This window comes from Chitinivorax tropicus, from assembly GCF_014202905.1.
In the GTDB taxonomy this organism is placed as follows: domain Bacteria; phylum Pseudomonadota; class Gammaproteobacteria; order Burkholderiales; family SCOH01; genus Chitinivorax; species Chitinivorax tropicus.
This window is the reverse complement of the sequence record NZ_JACHHY010000003.1, coordinates 107,593-123,831: the sequence shown is the minus strand read 5'-3', so window position 1 is coordinate 123,831 and position 16,239 is coordinate 107,593. Positions and strand designations below refer to the sequence as shown.

The following is a 16,239-nucleotide window of genomic DNA, read 5'->3' as shown; positions in this document are numbered from 1 at the left end:
AGGCGCGAGCGATGGCCATGCAGAAACAAGCCACCCACTTGCACCGGGACGGATATGCAATACGCGAGGACACGGAGCAATGCCCGACGCCTAATCACGGTTGCATCGCCACTTGCAAACAGCTTTTAAGACATTACATGCGGGTGTTTGGTTCCTATTTCAAGACCGCTTGTAAATACATACAAAGCGACTAACATCAAATCAAGATGTTAGGGCAATCACACCTTGATACGATGTACAGCATCGTGCATGCACGCCCTGCTTGATCGCAGCCTATCAGAGAGGAGCAAAGCCCATGACCCGAGAATGGCATCATGTTCTGCCAGACCCCAATCAGCCACTTCAGGACAAGCGGATTGGTGAACGGCGCAGCCCTTGGCCAACTGTCATCTACACCAGACACGAACGGCGCAAACACCCCGATCGCCGTAAGATGTCACGTTGATCATGAATACTTGCTGACAGCCAAGTCTGCATATCGGATTTGGCTGTTTGTTTTTCAGATCGCCGCTTGACCCTGGCACCTTGCCTACTCAAACACGCTCAACAGCCAGCACCAGCGCCCCCCCCGCCTCAATGCGCCATTTCACGTCAAATTCATACAGGCGAACACCAAACGGCTTGTCTCGCTCAGATGCCCCGAAATAAGCGGGGCGCGGGTCGTAGCGCAACATCTGTTCAATCAGCACCTGTAAGTCTGGATACGCCGACCGGGCTTGCGCCAGCTGCTGCAAGGCCAGGTCGGAGAAGTGAATGGGCATGCTTTGATCGGGCTCATCCGGCGCAAACCCCCCACTTGCATCAGGCAGGATGTCGGCATAGGGCAGATAAGGCTTGATGTCATACACCGGTGTCCCATCCAGCAGATCAGCCCCGCTCAGCGACAACACCACGCCTGCGGTTGTATCCACTGCCGACAATCGGACAACCGACAGCCCCAGCGGATTGGGCCGAAATGTTGACCGCGTGGCAAAGACGCCAAGGCGTTTGTTGCCACCCAGCCTGGGTGGTCGCACGGTCGGCTTCCAGCCTTGTTCTGCCGTGCCATGAAAACCAAAAATCAGCCAAATGTGAGAAAAACCGTCCAGACCGCGCACCGCCTCTTCGCGATCATATGGCGCAATCAGTTTGAGCCGGGCACGCGCCGCCGTGACCAGCCCCGGTTGTCGGGGGATGCCGAATTTCTCTTTGAAGCAGCTTTCGATAAACCCGATGGGGGACAGGTTGAGTTGCATAGCGGGCCGGAACAGTGTCATTCAGCCCATATTGTCCCATGAAACTGCGGCTATACTGTCAAACAAAACCCATGGCACAACGCCATGGGTTGTTTGACCTACGTCGGCCTGGATCAGATGCTGGCCGCCAAACGGGTGCCTTGATTGATGGCACGCTTGGCATCAAGCTCCGCGGCCACATCCGCGCCGCCTATCAGATGAACGGTCTTGCCTGCCGCTTCCACCGCGTCTTTCAGCTCTCGTAGCGGCTCCTGGCCTGCACAGATGACCACATTGTCCACAGGCAGCACTTGATACTTGCCCCCGACCGTAACATGCAGGCCGTCATCATCGATTTTCTCGTAAGAGACGCCAGGAATCATCTCTACCTGCTTGTTTTTCAACGAGGTACGGTGAATCCAACCGGTGGTCTTGCCGAGCCCATCTCCCACTTTGCTGGTCTTGCGCTGCAGCAGATAGACCTTGCGTGGGCTCTGCTCGATATGTGGGCGCTTCAAGCCGCCACGATTTTCGATGGTCTGGTCGATGCCCCACTCGTTCAGGTATTTGTCGATATCCAGACTGGGGCTGACGCCCTCGTGCGTCAGGTATTCAGCCACATCAAAGCCGATCCCACCCGCCCCGATCACCGCCACCGATTGACCAACTGCTTTTTTGTCCCGCAGCACGTCGATGTAGTTCAGCACCTTGGGGTGGTCGACCCCTGCCAGATCAAGTTTGCGCGGTGAAATGCCTGTGGCCAGCACCACTTCATCAAACCCGCCGTCGATCAGCTGTTGTGCGGTCACACGGGTATTCAGCCGAACGTTGACCCCTGTCAGCTCGACTTGACGGCGGAAGTAACGGATGGTTTCGTAGAATTCTTCCTTGCCGGGTATCTGTTTAGCGATATTGAACTGCCCGCCGATCTCCGATTGGGACTCGAACAAGGTCACTTCATGGCCGCGCTGCGCCGCCACAGTCGCGAAGCTCAAACCTGCCGGGCCCGCTCCTACCACGGCCAGTTTCTTCTTGTTGGCGGTGGGCAGGTAGTTCAACTCCGTCTCGTGGCAAGCACGTGGGTTCACCAAGCAGCTGGTCATCTTAGCCACAAAGATATGATCCAGACAGGCTTGATTACAGCCAATACAGGTATTGATCTCGTCTGCCTTGCCCGCTGCAGCCTTATTGACGAAGAAGGCATCCGCCAGGAAAGGCCGAGCCATCGATACCATGTCCGCATTGCCATCCGCCAGCACCTGCTCTGCAACCTCTGGCGTATTGATGCGGTTGGTGGTGATCAATGGAATGGTCACATGGCCACGGAGTTTTTTGGTCACCCATGCAAACCCGGCGCGAGGCACCATGGTCGCAATGGTCGGAATACGCGCTTCATGCCAGCCGATACCAGTATTGATCAGCGTGGCGCCAGCCTGCTCGATCGCTTTCGCCAATTGGATGACCTCTTCCAGATTCGAACCTTCATCGACCAGATCCAACATCGACAGGCGATAGATGATGATGAAATTCGGGCCGACCCGCTCGCGGGTGCGACGGACAATCTCGATTGCGAACCGGATGCGGTTCTCATAGCTGCCGCCCCATTGGTCGGTTCGCTTATTGGTCTTCGCCGCGATGAACTGATTGATCAGATAACCCTCTGAGCCCATGATCTCGACGCCATCATAGCCAACCGATTGCGCCAACCAGGCACAGTGGGCATAGTCATCGATGGTCTTCTCGACCTGCTCCGCTGTCAGCTCCACGGGCGGAAAGGGGTTGATCGGCGCTTGCAGCGCACTGGGTGCCACAGGGTTCAATTGATAGGAATAACGACCGGTGTGCAGGATCTGCAAAGCGATCTTCCCGCCCTCACGATGCACCGCCTCAGTCACGACGCGGTGGTGCGCTGCTTCTGCTTCTGTCGAAAGCTTGGAGCCGCCTGCCATGCCCAGACCCTGCTCATTGGGCGCGATCCCACCGGTTACGATCAGACCGACCCCGCCCCTGGCACGCTCAGCGTAAAACGCGGCCATGCGCGCATAGCCATTGGGCGCCTCTTCCAAGCCGGTATGCATCGACCCCATCAGCGTGCGGTTGCGCAAAGTGGTAAAGCCCAGATCTAGCGGGGCCAACAGGTGTGGGTAGTTGGACATGGTGTCTCCTTTTTCCGATCACGAGATGGAATGATGATGTGCAATCAGAAAAATGTACTTACTAGTTAGTAAGCTGTCAATCGATAGGGCTGGATTCTCGATATGGCTTGGATGCTATTGTCACGGCACCTTGGTCTTCAGGGTGCATAAAACGTTGTTTTCTTGCTGCGGTGCAAAAAGCCAGAATATGCATTATAACCAGGGAAGACAAGGCACCACGATGCAAATGTCAACCCGGACTCGCAAATATGAAGCCACATTGACAACAAGCAAAATCATCATGTTAGCTGACACCAAAGCCTAGTCGCATATATTTAGCACCATTCATTTGTGCATTGCAGAAAAATATGGCAAAGTGCCGGCCCATGAAGTGGTCTTTACGCCTATCTCACTTTCACTCAACCCGCCCCGGCCTACGTCTGGTTGGTGCGGTCTTGGCCGTGAGCTGGTTTACCGCCAGCCCATCCGCATACGTGCGGATTCAAGATCGGGAGCAATCGCCATGTGAAGTGCCTGCATCGGCAACCACATTTGAATCACTGGCCCAGATGGAACAGTCATCCAGATGGGTTGACCCCGAGTGCTTGCCCGCACCCACATCAGAGCAAACTCGCTGATCTCAGCGAGGCCCTTTACTGAAGGGCTCGTGATCACTTCCTATTTCACCAAGACATAGGTACCTGGAGCATCCACCAGCTTCTTGTAGGTACGATTCCCCATGGTTGGCGGCTTGACCCATTCGCCCGCATGGGGTGTCAGCCAATCTGTCCAGTGCTCCCACCAGCTACCCGATACTTTTGCCTGCTTGGCCCGCCACTCATCGGCGGATTCATTTCCTTTGGGTATGCCTGACCAATAGCTGCGCTTGGGTGGGTTGACTGGCGGGTTGACGATGCCCAGGATATGACCAGACGTGGACAGGGTATAGGTTTTCGGACCGCTGACCAGCCCCATCAAGGAAAAGGTCTGTTTCCAAGGCGCGATATGATCTTCCTCCGCACCAACGGCGTACAAAGGCACTTGGATATCGCGTAGATTGATCTTTTCCCCCGCGATGTTCAACGCATTGGGCTGGATCAGCTTGTTCTGCAGATAGAACTCCCGCAAATAATATTTGTGCATCTCTCCCGGCATACGGGTGGTGTCCACATTCCAGAACAGCACATCAAAAGCTGGCGGGGTTTCACCATACAGGTAGTTGTGCACCCAATAGTGCCAGATCAGGCTATTGGAGCGCAGCATGCGGAATGTCAAGGCCATCTCCTTGCCATCCAGATAGCCTTTCTGGTCAATAGTCCGGTCGATGGCTTGCAAGCCAGCTTCGTTGATGAAGACCTCGACATCCCCCGGTCGGGCAAAGTCGGTCAAGGTCGTGAACAGTGTCCAGCTCTTCACCGGCATATCATCGATCTTGTCATAGCGCTTGGCCAGCCACGCCATGTAGATGGCCAGGCCTGTGCCGCCCAGGCAATACCCTACCGCATTGACCTGGTCGGATTTGGTGACGGAGCGAGCGACCTGGATGATCTTATCAATGCCATCCACCACGTAGTCATCAAATGTGGCATCAGCCATGTCTGCCCCGGGGTTGCACCAGCTGGTGATGAAAACTGTGAAGCCTTGATCGACAAAATGCTTGACCAGGCTCTTCTTGCTGTTCAGATCAAGAATGTAATATTTGTTGATCCACGGCGCGATGATCACCAAGGGCACCGCCCGCACTTGATCCGTGGTCGGGGTATATTGAATGACTTCCAGCACCCGATTACGAAAGACCACCGCGCCCGGCGTGGTAGCAAGATTGCTCCCCACCTGAAAGGGTCGCTTGTCGGTCATGGAGATGTCACCCTCCCGCATGTCCTGAATCAGGTTATTCAAACCACGGATCAGGCTTTCCCCGTTGCTTTCGGAAAATTTACGCATTGCAACGGGGTTGAGGAAAAAGAAATTTGTCGGTGCAATGGCATTCAACCATTTGCGAATCCAGAACGCGCCTCGGCTACGTTCCGCTTCCGGCAGGCCAGGAGTTTGATACAGGGCATCCTGAAGCCAGTGGGTGCACATCAGGTACCATTCCTTGGTGATATCCCAGAATGGCAGCTCCTCCCATACCGGGTCAGACCATCGGGCATCGTCTGGTTTGACATCGATCACGTCTGGCGCAGCCAGCCCGGTTGCTCTGACCATCAGATGCGATTGCACCCGCGACAGATCAGCCATGAATGTCCACCAGGCATCCGTCAGCTCTTTGGGGTGTGCCAGCCAGGCTTGCTGCGCACGTAAGATCGTGGTGGAGACGCCAAAAGGGTCAAGCGCGTCACCGATCCGATGCTGTAGGGACATCAACCGCTCACAACTCTCGCGGTCTAGCGGGCCACAGGCAGGGTTGAAATCTCGAGCGGTCATGATGGGCTCCTGAAAGTCAAAGTTGACAAACTGGGTCATGCCTCAGTTCCATATCTCAGCATAGTTTGCGCAATGCAACATCGCCAAGACGTTTGGGCACTGTTTGATGCCAAATCCTAACGCCGCCAGAAAGCTGGGTTGAACAAAATCAGTAAGGTGAATACTTCCAATCGCCCCAGCAGCATAGCGAGGGTACAGATCCAGGTCTGCACATCACCCAGGCTCTGGTAGTTGAATGCGGGCCCAACCTGCCCCAAACCCGGCCCGGCGTTGTTGATACATGCGATGATCGCGCTGAATGCCGATACGAAATCCATGCCACTGGCGGTCAGCATGAATGTCAGGGTGGCAATGCTCATGAAATAGACAAAGATGAACCCCAACACTGCCGATACCACGCTGTTGGGAATGACGGCTGGGCCGATCTTGACCGGATGCACCACTGCTGGATGCAATAGCGACAACATCTCTCGCGAGGCTTGGCGCGACAGAATCAATGTGCGGATCATCTTGATCCCTCCACCCGTCGAGCCGGAGCTGGCACAAATACAGGAGAGAAACAGCATCCACAATGGGGCGAAAGGTGGCCAGCGGTCATAATCCATACTGACAAAGCCACAATCGGTGGCAATCGACACCAGATTGAACGCGACGTGTCGCAACGCATTGGGGAAATACGCGTATGGCCCCCAATACCGTAGGTATACGGCCAACACGACGATGCTGATACCAATGAGCACCAGCATCGACATGGCCTCGTAGTCCCGCCAATAGGCTCTGATCCGCCGTTCGCGCCAGGCTACGAAGTGTGTTGCAAAATTCATGGCGGCCAGCAACATGAACACGATCAGTATCGCTTCGATCAGGGGGGAGTCAAAATAGCCCACGCTGGCATCGTGTGTGGACAACCCGCCCAGACTCAGGGCCGCAAACGCATGGCAGACTGCATCCAGCCACGACATGCCGGCGAGCTTCAGCGCAAGGGCGCATAACAAGGTCAGGGCCGCATAGATCAGCCATAGATTCTTTGCTGTCTCGGTGATGCGCGGGGTGAGCTTGGAATCCTTGATCGGCCCGGGTGTCTCGGCTTTATAGAGCTGCATGCCCCCCACGCCCAACAGTGGCAGCACTGCGACGGCCAACACGATGATGCCCATGCCACCGACCCAATTCAGAAAGTGTCGCCAGAAGTTGATGGAAGCAGGCAGATGATCCAGCCCCGACAGCACTGTTGCACCAGTCGTCGTCAAGGCGGACATGGTTTCGAAATAGGCATCGGTGAAACTCAGCCCTTCGATGGCCAGCATCAACGGAACCGTCGCCACTGCTGCAAACCCAGTCCACAGCAGCACCACCAGCATGAATCCATCTCGCGGCTTCAGCTCACGCACATAGCGGTGGGTGCAGATCCACAGCGTGCCGCCGATCAGCAACACCACCCCCATTGCAACCCAGAAATCAGCGGCTTGCCCATCGTCTGCGATATAGGAAACCAACAAGGGAAAGACGAATAATGTGCCGAACAAGACAATCAACTTGCCCAGTACATTTGCAATCGGAAGAATCTTATGCATGGCGGATCACAGGAACCCAAGTTTGACCTGGAACAGTTTTTCCACCTTCGGGATCATGCGCCGGTTATCGACAAACAAAATGACATGGTCGCCGTCTGCAATGACAGTCTCACCATGTGCCATCATCACCTCATCGCCGCGCACCAGCGCCCCGATCACGCAGCCGGTTGGCAGTGCCACATCCGCAATCTGCCGCCCCCCCAGGTGAGATGTCTTCTGATCACCATGCACGACCGCCTCAATGACCTCTGCCAAGCCATGCCGCAGGCTGTGCACCCCCACCACATCGCCGCGCCGTAGTGTTGCGAGCAGCGGGCCAATCATGCGCTGCGCAGGTGAAATGGCAATATCGATGCGACTGCCCTGTGCCACCTCGACATAAGCTGCACGGTTGATCAGCGAAATGGTCTTCCTGGCTCCCATGCGTTTGGCCAACATGGCGGACATCAGATTGTCTTCGTCATCATTGGTCAATGCCAGAAATACATCAGCTTCGTCGATGTTTTCCGCATCCAGCAATTTTTCGTCGGTCGCATCCCCCTGAAACACCAACGCCTGATGCAGGTGCTCCGCCAGCCAGGTCGCACGATTGGCGTTATGTTCAATCAATTTGACATTGCAGTCCCGCTCCAACTGCTTGGCCAAGCGGTAGCCGATATTACCGCCCCCGGCGATGATGACACGCTTGACCCGCCGCTGCTGGCCGCACCATTCCCGCAAGACCTTGTCCAGATTGGCGGTGGCGGCCATGAAAAAGACCTCATCACCTTCTTGGATCTTGGTATCGCCACTTGGGAAGATAGGCCGTTCACCTCGATAGATCACCGCGACCCGACAATCGATGTCGACCAGATGCTCGCGGATTTCCCTCAATTTCTTACCGACCATCATCCCATCGTAACGGACACGTACACCCAGCAGACGCAGCCTGCCGCCAGCCAGATCGATCACCTGCAAGGCCTCTGGGTAATCCAACAAACGATCGATATAGTCAGTGACGATCGCTTCCGGACAGATGACACGGTGGACGCCGAAATGCTCCCGCAGGAAATCCTCGCCATAGCGGGCAAATCCACTGGAGCGTACACGGGCAATGCGGGTGGTGGTTTGATACAACACACGACAAAGCTGGCAAACCACCAGATTCATCTCATCACTGGGAGTCAACGCCAGCAACAGATCTGCATCAGCTGCGCCAGCCTGTTCCAACACCGCCGGATTGGCCGCACTCCCGACCACCACACGCAGATCAAAGCGACTTTGCAAGTATTTCAAGCAGGCTTCATCATGGTCGATGACCGTGATGTCATTGTCTTCACGAACCAGATACTCAGCAGCAGAGGCGCCTACACGACCTCCGCCCACGATCAGTATTTTCAAGCTGACCTCAACCCAAGCAAGTTAATTTGTTATAGATGCAAATTCAGGACAGCCCTGGTTGGCGCTGTGAGCGGGGGGCATGCCGACGCATCACCTGATGGCCTCGCCGCATGGGAAATACCCCCGGAAGGAAATGGGACATTGACCGAGCCGGACGCGCGGTCGATTACCTGTCCGGCTACCCTCAGCTTTCCTCTGTGGTACGCTTCGAAAAACGAATGCCGAGTTGCTTGAGCTTGCGATACAGGTGCGTGCGCTCCAGACCGACTTTCTCGGCTACACGGCTCATATTGCCGTTTTCCAGCTTGATATGGTGCTCGAAGTAATGGCGCTCGAAGATATCACGCGCCTCCCGCAAGGGCAGATCCAGCGCCTCGCCACAGCCCAGAGTCTGCTGCATTGCGTATGGCGCCAGCAGGCGATTGACCTCGTTCACCCCGATCTCGTCACTGGTGGAGGTCATGGCCAAGGTGGCGACCAGATTACGTAGTTGCTCCAGGTTGCCCGGCCAATCATGATTGCGTAGTGCATTTAGGGCTGCAACGCTGAACCGGCGTGGAGGGACTTTCTTTTCTTCGACCAACCTGTCCAATATCTGATGCGCCAATTCAGGTACATCTTCCCGATGCGCCTTGAGCGGTGGCACGGGGATCTGCAACACGCTGATCGTCGCGAACAGACCCGCATCGAAGTTGCGATCCTGTGTCAATTCGACCAATGGCCGACAGGTGGCACACACCAAGCGGATATTGAATTTGTCCAGCTTGGCGACCACCTGCAACAGCCCCTGTTGCGCACGGGTGCCAAGCCGCCCGATCTCCCGCAGAAACAAGACGCCATTGGTCGTCTGCTGCAATAAGTCTGCAGGGGCATCCAACGCCCGCTCGATCTGCTCGGGCGCAACAAATGGCGTGTTGGCATGTTGCAGGAAACGGGCGCAGCTCTCGAAACCGACGCCGGGCTCACCCAACAACAGGATCGGTGTTTTCAAGGGCTGAACCAGATCCAGCTGGCGCTTCAGCTCTTGGATCGCATTGCCTTTGCCCAGATTCGCCAGCGACAGGTCACTGCCACCATGTCCAACACCAGTCTTGATTGCCCGGCTGACGGTGGAGAGCAGCTTCTGCAGGCCGATCGGCTTTTCCAGATAGTCAATGGCACCAATGCGGGTGGCTTCCACCGCTGTCTCGATGGTGCCATGGCCAGACATCATCACCACGGGCATGGTCAGCTGACCATTGTTGGCCCATTCCTTCAACAGGCTGACCCCATCACAATCAGGCATCCAGATATCCAGCAATACCAGATCGGGCCGGGTTTGGTTACGCCATTGTCTGGCTTGTTCGGCATTTTCAGCGAGTTTGATGTCATAGCCTTCGTCTTGAAGGATTTCCGACAGCAACTCACGAATACCGATTTCGTCATCGACGATCAGGATGTGCTTACCTGGCATGTGCCCACTTCATTCTGTTTACGGCCTAGGCCGTGGCTGGCGCCTCGGCCAAAGGGAATTCAATCGTGACCCGCACGCCGTGCGGCTCAATGTTGGTGATATGGATCACACCACTGTGCTCGTCAATGATTTTCTTGACGATCGCCAAACCCAAGCCAGTTCCTTTTTGCTTGGTGGTGACATAGGGCTCGAACACCCTGCTCAGCATATCGGGCGGAATACCGCACCCATTGTCGGCCACCATCACCAGCACCTTATGGTGGATCACTGCAGCCTCGACCGACAATTGCGGTGTCGGTTGTTCTACCACCGCATCTTGCGCATTCTGCAACAAATTATGCATCACTTGTCGCAATAATGTCGCGTCCCCCATTACCCATAACGGTGTATTGGAAAGCTGCAACCGCAGGAATGGCGTTGCTTCATATAGTACCAGCACTTCACCCAACAGCTGATTAAGATCCAGTAATTTCAGCTTGGTGGCAGGTTGACGTGCATAGTCCTTGAATGCATCCACCATCTTCTTCAACTCGTTCACCTGTTTGACGATGGTCTTGGTGGCGCGATCCAACATATCAGCATCGGCCTGCTCCAACTTATCGTTCAGCCGATGCTGGATGCGCTCAGCCGAGAGCTGGATCGGGGTCAGCGGGTTTTTGATCTCATGCGCCAGGCGCTTGGCCACCTCACCCCAGGCAGCATCACGCTGGGCCTGCATCAGCTCGGTGATGTCATCGAACACCACCACTACGCCATTGTCCGCACCACGCTGTAATCGCGCACCGCGTAGCAACAACACACGCCGCCCTGCCTTGCTCATCCAATCCAGCTGGTGCTGCCACTGCTTGGGCTCTTGATTGGCGAAACCCTGTTGAATGGTATCGCAGAACCCATGCAGATCTGGCAGATCTTCCGCCCATGCGTTCAATTTCACACCTCGGAAACGCTCCAGATCCAACCCCAGGATATAACTTGCGCTGGGATTGACTGCGCGCAAGCGGAATCGTTCATCAAACGTCAACACGCCGCTGGTCAAGGTCACCAATACCCCTTCCAGATAGCCTCTTGCGGCTTCCAGCTGCGACTGATTGCGATCGACCGTTTCACTGGCCTCTGCCAGCTGGCGGGTCATCAGGTTGAATGATTGTGTGAGGATGCCCAGCTCGTCACGGCTGGTAACCGGTTGCCGTTGTGAGAAGTCCCCTTGGGCCACGGCACGCGTCCCTGCAGCCAATGCCCGTAAGGGAGCCGACAAGCGGTCGCTCAGGACAAATGCCAGCGCCAGCGCCAGCAGCACCGCCAACAGCATGGTCAATGTCAGCGTCAGGCTGTAGATGACCTTCAGCCCGGCACGGGACAATGACAATTGTTTGTAATCAGCCCGGACACGCTCTACCAGCTCCGCATCATCGGACAACCCCTGAGGGACCGGTTGTATGGCTTGCAGCAGCATGGGTGCGCCTTTGATATCCTCCACACGCTGCACCGAGCGTAGTAACAGCCCACCATTGATATCGTTTTCGACCCCCCGATAATTGGACTCGAACGCCTCTTTGAGCATGGCGCCATCTGGATAGAACACTGGCGCGTCCTTCCCCCCCGCGCTGGCCATGGCGATCAGTCGGCCATTGGTGTTGAACAAGGCCAACTCCTGCACCTGATACTGTGCACGCATGACGCCCAACCGACCAGGGTTGATGATGCCGTTGTCGTCGCGTAGCCGCGCAGAGACAATTGAGGTGGTCGAAACCAGGTTGTCCAGCTGGTGGTGTAACGCTGTCTGACCCAAGACCAAACCACGATCCAGTGCCTTTTCTACATTGACATTGAACCAGCCCTCGATGGATCGCGTCAGGAACTGCACCGACACGGTGTAGACCATGGCACCCGGCAAGATGGTCAATGCGGCAAACATCAGCACCAGCCGCAAGGTCAGCTTGGAACCAAACACCTGCTCCTTCAACCGCCATCGCAAACGCAACAGCTGCCGGACCAAAATGACCAACAGCACCAGCAGCATCAATCCATTGAGCGCAAACAGCTCCCAATAGTGCACAGCCAAGCCGGAGGTGTTGCTACTGGCTGTTGCGAGCAGGAACAGCAGGATGGTGCCTAAAACTGCACCGATGATGACGAGATAACGCATGGCGGGGTTACTCGCTGGAGACGGCCACATTGCGCCATTCAGACGCGATGTCCCACTCTTGCGTACCAATTGCGTTGATCTGGAAAGGCTTGGGAAGCTGTGAGACATCCAGCCGCATTCTCACCCTGCCCTCGTACTGACGCCCCTTGGTGAGATTGCCGGCATCCGTCACCGACCAGTTTCGCACAGCGCCCAAGGCCGAAAGCGCTTGGGATAAGGATGAGAAACTTTGATACAGCGAGCCATAGCCAACCCGATACTTGCGGGTCAGCGCGTTGTAAGTCAAGCGGGCTTCCAGGCGGGCGGTGTTGTCAAACCACGAGGCCAGCTGGCGATATGCCCAATACCAGCGCGGTTTGACGATTTCGAACTCAGTCAGGAAATACAGGGGGACGCCTTTATGTAACACCTCATCCAACGTCGGGTTCAATGTGACGTTGAAGGTGGCATCCACCACATAATGATCATCCTGCAACTGCAAAGATGCATTCTGAACCACAATGCCCTCAGCATCAGCTGGGTTGGCAATCAACAGCAAAGCAGCCAGCAGACAGGCCACCCACCGCACCGCCAAATGCAGCCAGCCACCAGCGGCCAACGCCAAGCCACGCACTGCGCGCTGAGCGGCATGTGTCGTTGGCGTATCAGCGAGCGGGGGGCGCTCCTTTCGCCAGCAGTGCGTAATAAAAACCGTCATGTCTCGCGTTTGGCGTTAATTGTTGTTGTATCTCTCCCGCCAGCGGCAGCAACACGGCATCCTCATGTCGGGCCAAAAATGCGTTGATCTGCTCGCCGTTTTCCTGCGGGAAAATGGAGCAAGTAGCGTAAAGCAATTTACCACCCTCTGCCAGCAAGGGCCAAAGGGCATCGAGAATTTCTGCCTGTTGTGTTGCAAATTGCGCAATATCGGTTTCCCGACGTAACCACTTGATGTCCGGATGACGACGCACCACCCCTGATGCACTGCAAGGCACATCGGCAAGAATCCGGTCAAACGGCTTGCCATCCCACCACTCCGTCGGCTTGGCGGCATCCCCGCATTTCACCGTGGCAGACAGCTGCAAACGGCTCAAGTTCTCATGCACCCGGCTTAGGCGGGCTTCATCATGATCAATGGCGATCACGTCCACTTTTGCCATTTCCAGCATATGACAGGTTTTGCCGCCAGGCGCGGCGCAGGCATCCAATACAGATTGCCCCTCCTGCAGATCCAACAGCTTGGCGGCCAGTTGTGCGCCTTCATCCTGTACCGACACCCATCCCTCTGCGAACTGAGGTAGCCGGGTAACCGGTACGGCTTCCAGCAGCTGTATCGCTGCATCATCCAGCCATTTGGCAGCGATACCCGCTTCCGCCAGCAACTTGAGGTAAGCAGGTGCATCCGTCTTGCGGGCATTGATCCGCAAGGTCATGGGTGGATGGCTGTTGGCTGTGGCCAGCATGGCTTGCCATTCTGTCGGGTAATGCTTCTTGAGCAGATTGATCCACCACTGCGGGTGGGAATAGCAGGCCACCTCGTTTCGCTCACCTAATTTCAACAAGGTTTCACGCTGGCGTTGAAAATTGCGCAAGATGGCATTGACCAGCCCCTTGGCCCCACCAGCGCCGATCTTGGTTGTCACAGTCACCGCATGATCAACGATGGCATATGGCGCCGCGCGCGTATACTCCAGCTGATAGATGGCGATCAGCAGCAGGGGCTCCAGCTGCGGATCAGTCAGGGGCTTCAGCAACAGCTTGGACAACACAGCCCGCAACCAGCCCAAGTGGCGCAGAGTGCCATAGCTGATGTCTTGAATGGCAGCCCGCTCTGCGGGCTCCAGCCGGAAATACTGGCGAAAGTGCTGGGACAGCGCGTCATTCAGGTTGCGACCAGCCAGCACTTCACTGACCACTTGCATGGCACCACGTTGTATCGCCAGCATCAGACTTCACCCCTGGCAATCTGCATCAATCGGGCTACGCGCTCTTCGGTAGCGGGGTGGGTACGGAACAGCCCTGCCAGGCCAGCGCCAGACAAGGGGTTGATAATCATCATTTGTGCGGTCTCCGGGTGAGCTTCGGCGGTGTTGAGCGGGATTCCTCTCGCATAGGCATCGATCTTCTGCAGCGCCATCGCCAACGCTTGCGGATCCTGGGAAATCACAGCCCCTCCCCAGTCTGCCTCGAATTCTCGGGCGCGGGAGATGGCCATTTGAATCAAAGTGGCTGCCATCGGTGCAAAAATCATCACCAGCAGCGCCACAATCGGGTTCACGCTCCGCTCTCTATCCTGCCCACCGGTGAACAGCATGGCAAAATTGGCCAGCACCGAGATAGCACCAGCCACCGAAGCGGAAATCGTTGAAATCAACGTATCGCGGTTTTTCACATGCGCCAGCTCATGCGCCATGACACCACGCAGCTCACGATAGGTGAGCATCTGCATGATGCCAGTGGTCGCTGCCACGGCAGCATGTTCGGGATCACGCCCAGTGGCGAAAGCATTCGGCTGATGCTCATCGATGACATACACCCGAGGCATCGGCAGGCCGGCATGCTGGGCCAGCTCCTGCACCATCTGGTAAAGCTCGGGCGCGGAATGAGCATCCACCTCCTGGGCATTGTACATACGCAATACCAACTGATCGGAGTTCCAGTAGGCGAAAGCATTCATACCGATACCAAACAGCAAGGCCAGCATCATGCCGGTCTTGCCACCGATCACCGCGCCCAGCAGACCAAACAAAGCCACGATTGCCGCCATCAGGATGGCGGTCTTCATCCAATTGCCGAACATGATCCTTACTCTGTAAAAAAGTCAGTCAGCACCCCGCTGGCACGCATATGCCCTCAGTCTGACAAATTGATCAATCGTGATGATGCCCCTGCCGCTCAACCGGCAGAGGACATACTGGAAATGGTATTAAATCACTGAAAATCAAGGCAAGATGATTGATGACAACAGCTACCACAAGCCATTACTGACAGGTGAATCGCTCGCCAGCTTTGATCGGCAGGCCAGCCAACAATGCGGCGGCACTCAGACGCTTCCCACCTGCCCGCTGTAATTCGGTCAGACATACAGCGCCGCTGCCACACGCCACAACGATACCTTCACCATCCGCTTTCAGTACCCTGCCTGGCTCACCTTCACCCACCACAGCCTGTGCCATCCACAATTTCAATGGCTCCCCCTGCCAATCGGCCACCACACCGGGAAACGGGTTGAATGCACGGATAGTACGGGCAACCTGCGCTGCAGGCAGCTTCCAATCCATGACTGACTCCGCCTTGGTCAGCTTGGCTGCATAATTGGCCAGTGCATCATCCTGACGCTCACCTGGCAATGCCCCATCCTTGAGCAGCGCCAGCGCTTCGACAATCGACTCCGCCCCCATCGCCGCCAATTTGTCGTGCAAATCAGCCGTCGTATCGGTGTCCGTGATCGGCAACGACTTCTTCAGTAGCATTGGGCCAGTATCCAGACCGGCCTCCATCTGCATGATGGTGATGCCTGTTTCGCCATCACCCGCCTGAATGGCACGATGGATCGGCGCCGCGCCGCGCCATCTTGGCAAGAGAGAGCCATGCACATTCAAGCAGCCATGCCTAGGAATATCCAGCACCGCTTGCGGCAACAACAGGCCATAGGCCGCCACCACCATCACATCAGCCTGGATATCGGCCAGCTGCTGCTGAACCGCAACATCCTTGAGCGTCAGCGGCTGCGCTACCGTCAGCCCGTGCTCCAATGCCAGTTGCTTGACCGCACTGGGCATGAGCTTCATACCCCGCCCCGCCGGGCGATCTGGTTGCGTCAACACCAAGGGGATGTCATGCCCTGCCTTGATCAAGGCATCAAGCGACGCCGCCGCGAATGCGGGCGTACCTGCAAAAATCAGTTTCATGCGGTCTTCGATTCCGTCCG

General features: G+C 56.2%; 12 protein-coding genes. 1 reads left to right on the top strand and 11 read right to left on the bottom strand.

Annotated features, from left to right (window positions below):
* Positions 1–295: 295 nt before the first annotated feature.
* Complete coding sequence (locus HNQ59_RS03085; RefSeq protein ID WP_184035043.1) at positions 296–445, top strand: hypothetical protein; 150 nt, start codon at positions 296–298, stop codon at positions 443–445.
* An 88-nt stretch (positions 446–533) separates the two neighbouring features.
* Here the strand turns inward: HNQ59_RS03085 and tsaA are convergent, their stop codons facing one another.
* From tsaA to fmt, 11 genes are all read right to left on the bottom strand, one after another.
* Positions 534–1,235 (bottom strand): tRNA (N6-threonylcarbamoyladenosine(37)-N6)-methyltransferase TrmO, encoded by a 702-nt coding sequence (tsaA, locus tag HNQ59_RS03080; RefSeq protein WP_184035389.1) that lies wholly within the window; start codon positions 1,233–1,235, stop codon positions 534–536.
* 113 nt (positions 1,236–1,348) lie between these two features.
* Positions 1,349–3,370, bottom strand: a complete 2,022-nt coding sequence (locus tag HNQ59_RS03075; protein WP_184035040.1) for an NADPH-dependent 2,4-dienoyl-CoA reductase — start codon at positions 3,368–3,370, stop codon at positions 1,349–1,351.
* A gap of 657 nt (positions 3,371–4,027) precedes the next feature.
* Positions 4,028–5,776, bottom strand: a complete 1,749-nt coding sequence (locus HNQ59_RS03070) for a PHA/PHB synthase family protein (RefSeq protein ID WP_246490828.1) — start codon at positions 5,774–5,776, stop codon at positions 4,028–4,030.
* A 116-nt stretch (positions 5,777–5,892) separates the two neighbouring features.
* Positions 5,893–7,350, bottom strand: a complete 1,458-nt coding sequence (locus HNQ59_RS03065; RefSeq protein WP_184035037.1) for a TrkH family potassium uptake protein — start codon at positions 7,348–7,350, stop codon at positions 5,893–5,895.
* A 6-nt stretch (positions 7,351–7,356) separates the two neighbouring features.
* On the bottom strand, positions 7,357–8,730 hold the full coding sequence (trkA, locus tag HNQ59_RS03060; RefSeq protein ID WP_184035034.1) for a Trk system potassium transporter TrkA: 1,374 nt from the start codon (positions 8,728–8,730) through the stop codon (positions 7,357–7,359).
* A 184-nt stretch (positions 8,731–8,914) separates the two neighbouring features.
* Positions 8,915–10,183 carry a sigma-54-dependent transcriptional regulator gene (locus tag HNQ59_RS03055; protein WP_184035031.1) on the bottom strand — a complete coding sequence of 423 codons (1,269 nt, stop codon included), beginning with the start codon at positions 10,181–10,183 and terminating at the stop codon, positions 8,915–8,917.
* A 25-nt stretch (positions 10,184–10,208) separates the two neighbouring features.
* Positions 10,209–12,329 (bottom strand): sensor histidine kinase, encoded by a 2,121-nt coding sequence (locus HNQ59_RS03050; protein ID WP_184035029.1) that lies wholly within the window; start codon positions 12,327–12,329, stop codon positions 10,209–10,211.
* Positions 12,330–12,336: 7 nt separating this feature from the next.
* A complete protein-coding gene (locus HNQ59_RS03045; protein WP_184035025.1) occupies positions 12,337–13,026 on the bottom strand; it encodes a DUF4390 domain-containing protein in 690 nt (229 codons plus the stop codon).
* Complete coding sequence (gene rsmB / locus HNQ59_RS03040) at positions 12,974–14,254, bottom strand: 16S rRNA (cytosine(967)-C(5))-methyltransferase RsmB (protein WP_184035022.1); 1,281 nt, start codon at positions 14,252–14,254, stop codon at positions 12,974–12,976. The genes HNQ59_RS03045 and rsmB overlap by 53 nt, the downstream gene beginning before the upstream one ends.
* On the bottom strand, positions 14,254–15,108 hold the full coding sequence (gene htpX / locus HNQ59_RS03035; RefSeq protein WP_184035019.1) for a zinc metalloprotease HtpX: 855 nt from the start codon (positions 15,106–15,108) through the stop codon (positions 14,254–14,256). Before htpX ends, rsmB begins: the two co-directional genes overlap by 1 nt.
* A 181-nt stretch (positions 15,109–15,289) precedes the next feature.
* Entirely contained in the window at positions 15,290–16,219 is a 930-nt protein-coding gene (fmt, locus tag HNQ59_RS03030) for a methionyl-tRNA formyltransferase (RefSeq protein ID WP_184035015.1), read from the bottom strand.
* Positions 16,220–16,239 lie beyond the last annotated feature (20 nt).

What these genes read in the sequence shown, in the direction of transcription:
- HNQ59_RS03065 (WP_184035037.1), bottom strand. Translation starts at nt 7,350, where the DNA reads ATGCATAAGATTCTTCCGATTGCAAATGTACTGGGCAAGTTGATTGTC.
- HNQ59_RS03055 (WP_184035031.1), bottom strand. Translation starts at nt 10,183, where the DNA reads ATGCCAGGTAAGCACATCCTGATCGTCGATGACGAAATCGGTATTCGT.
- HNQ59_RS03085 (WP_184035043.1), top strand. Translation starts at nt 296, where the DNA reads ATGACCCGAGAATGGCATCATGTTCTGCCAGACCCCAATCAGCCACTT.
- tsaA (WP_184035389.1), bottom strand. Translation starts at nt 1,235, where the DNA reads ATGCAACTCAACCTGTCCCCCATCGGGTTTATCGAAAGCTGCTTCAAA.
- fmt (WP_184035015.1), bottom strand. Translation starts at nt 16,219, where the DNA reads ATGAAACTGATTTTTGCAGGTACGCCCGCATTCGCGGCGGCGTCGCTT.
- HNQ59_RS03075 (WP_184035040.1), bottom strand. Translation starts at nt 3,370, where the DNA reads ATGTCCAACTACCCACACCTGTTGGCCCCGCTAGATCTGGGCTTTACC.
- HNQ59_RS03050 (WP_184035029.1), bottom strand. Translation starts at nt 12,329, where the DNA reads ATGCGTTATCTCGTCATCATCGGTGCAGTTTTAGGCACCATCCTGCTG.
- HNQ59_RS03045 (WP_184035025.1), bottom strand. Translation starts at nt 13,026, where the DNA reads ATGACGGTTTTTATTACGCACTGCTGGCGAAAGGAGCGCCCCCCGCTC.
- htpX (WP_184035019.1), bottom strand. Translation starts at nt 15,108, where the DNA reads ATGTTCGGCAATTGGATGAAGACCGCCATCCTGATGGCGGCAATCGTG.
- HNQ59_RS03070 (WP_246490828.1), bottom strand. Translation starts at nt 5,776, where the DNA reads ATGACCGCTCGAGATTTCAACCCTGCCTGTGGCCCGCTAGACCGCGAG.
- rsmB (WP_184035022.1), bottom strand. Translation starts at nt 14,254, where the DNA reads ATGCTGGCGATACAACGTGGTGCCATGCAAGTGGTCAGTGAAGTGCTG.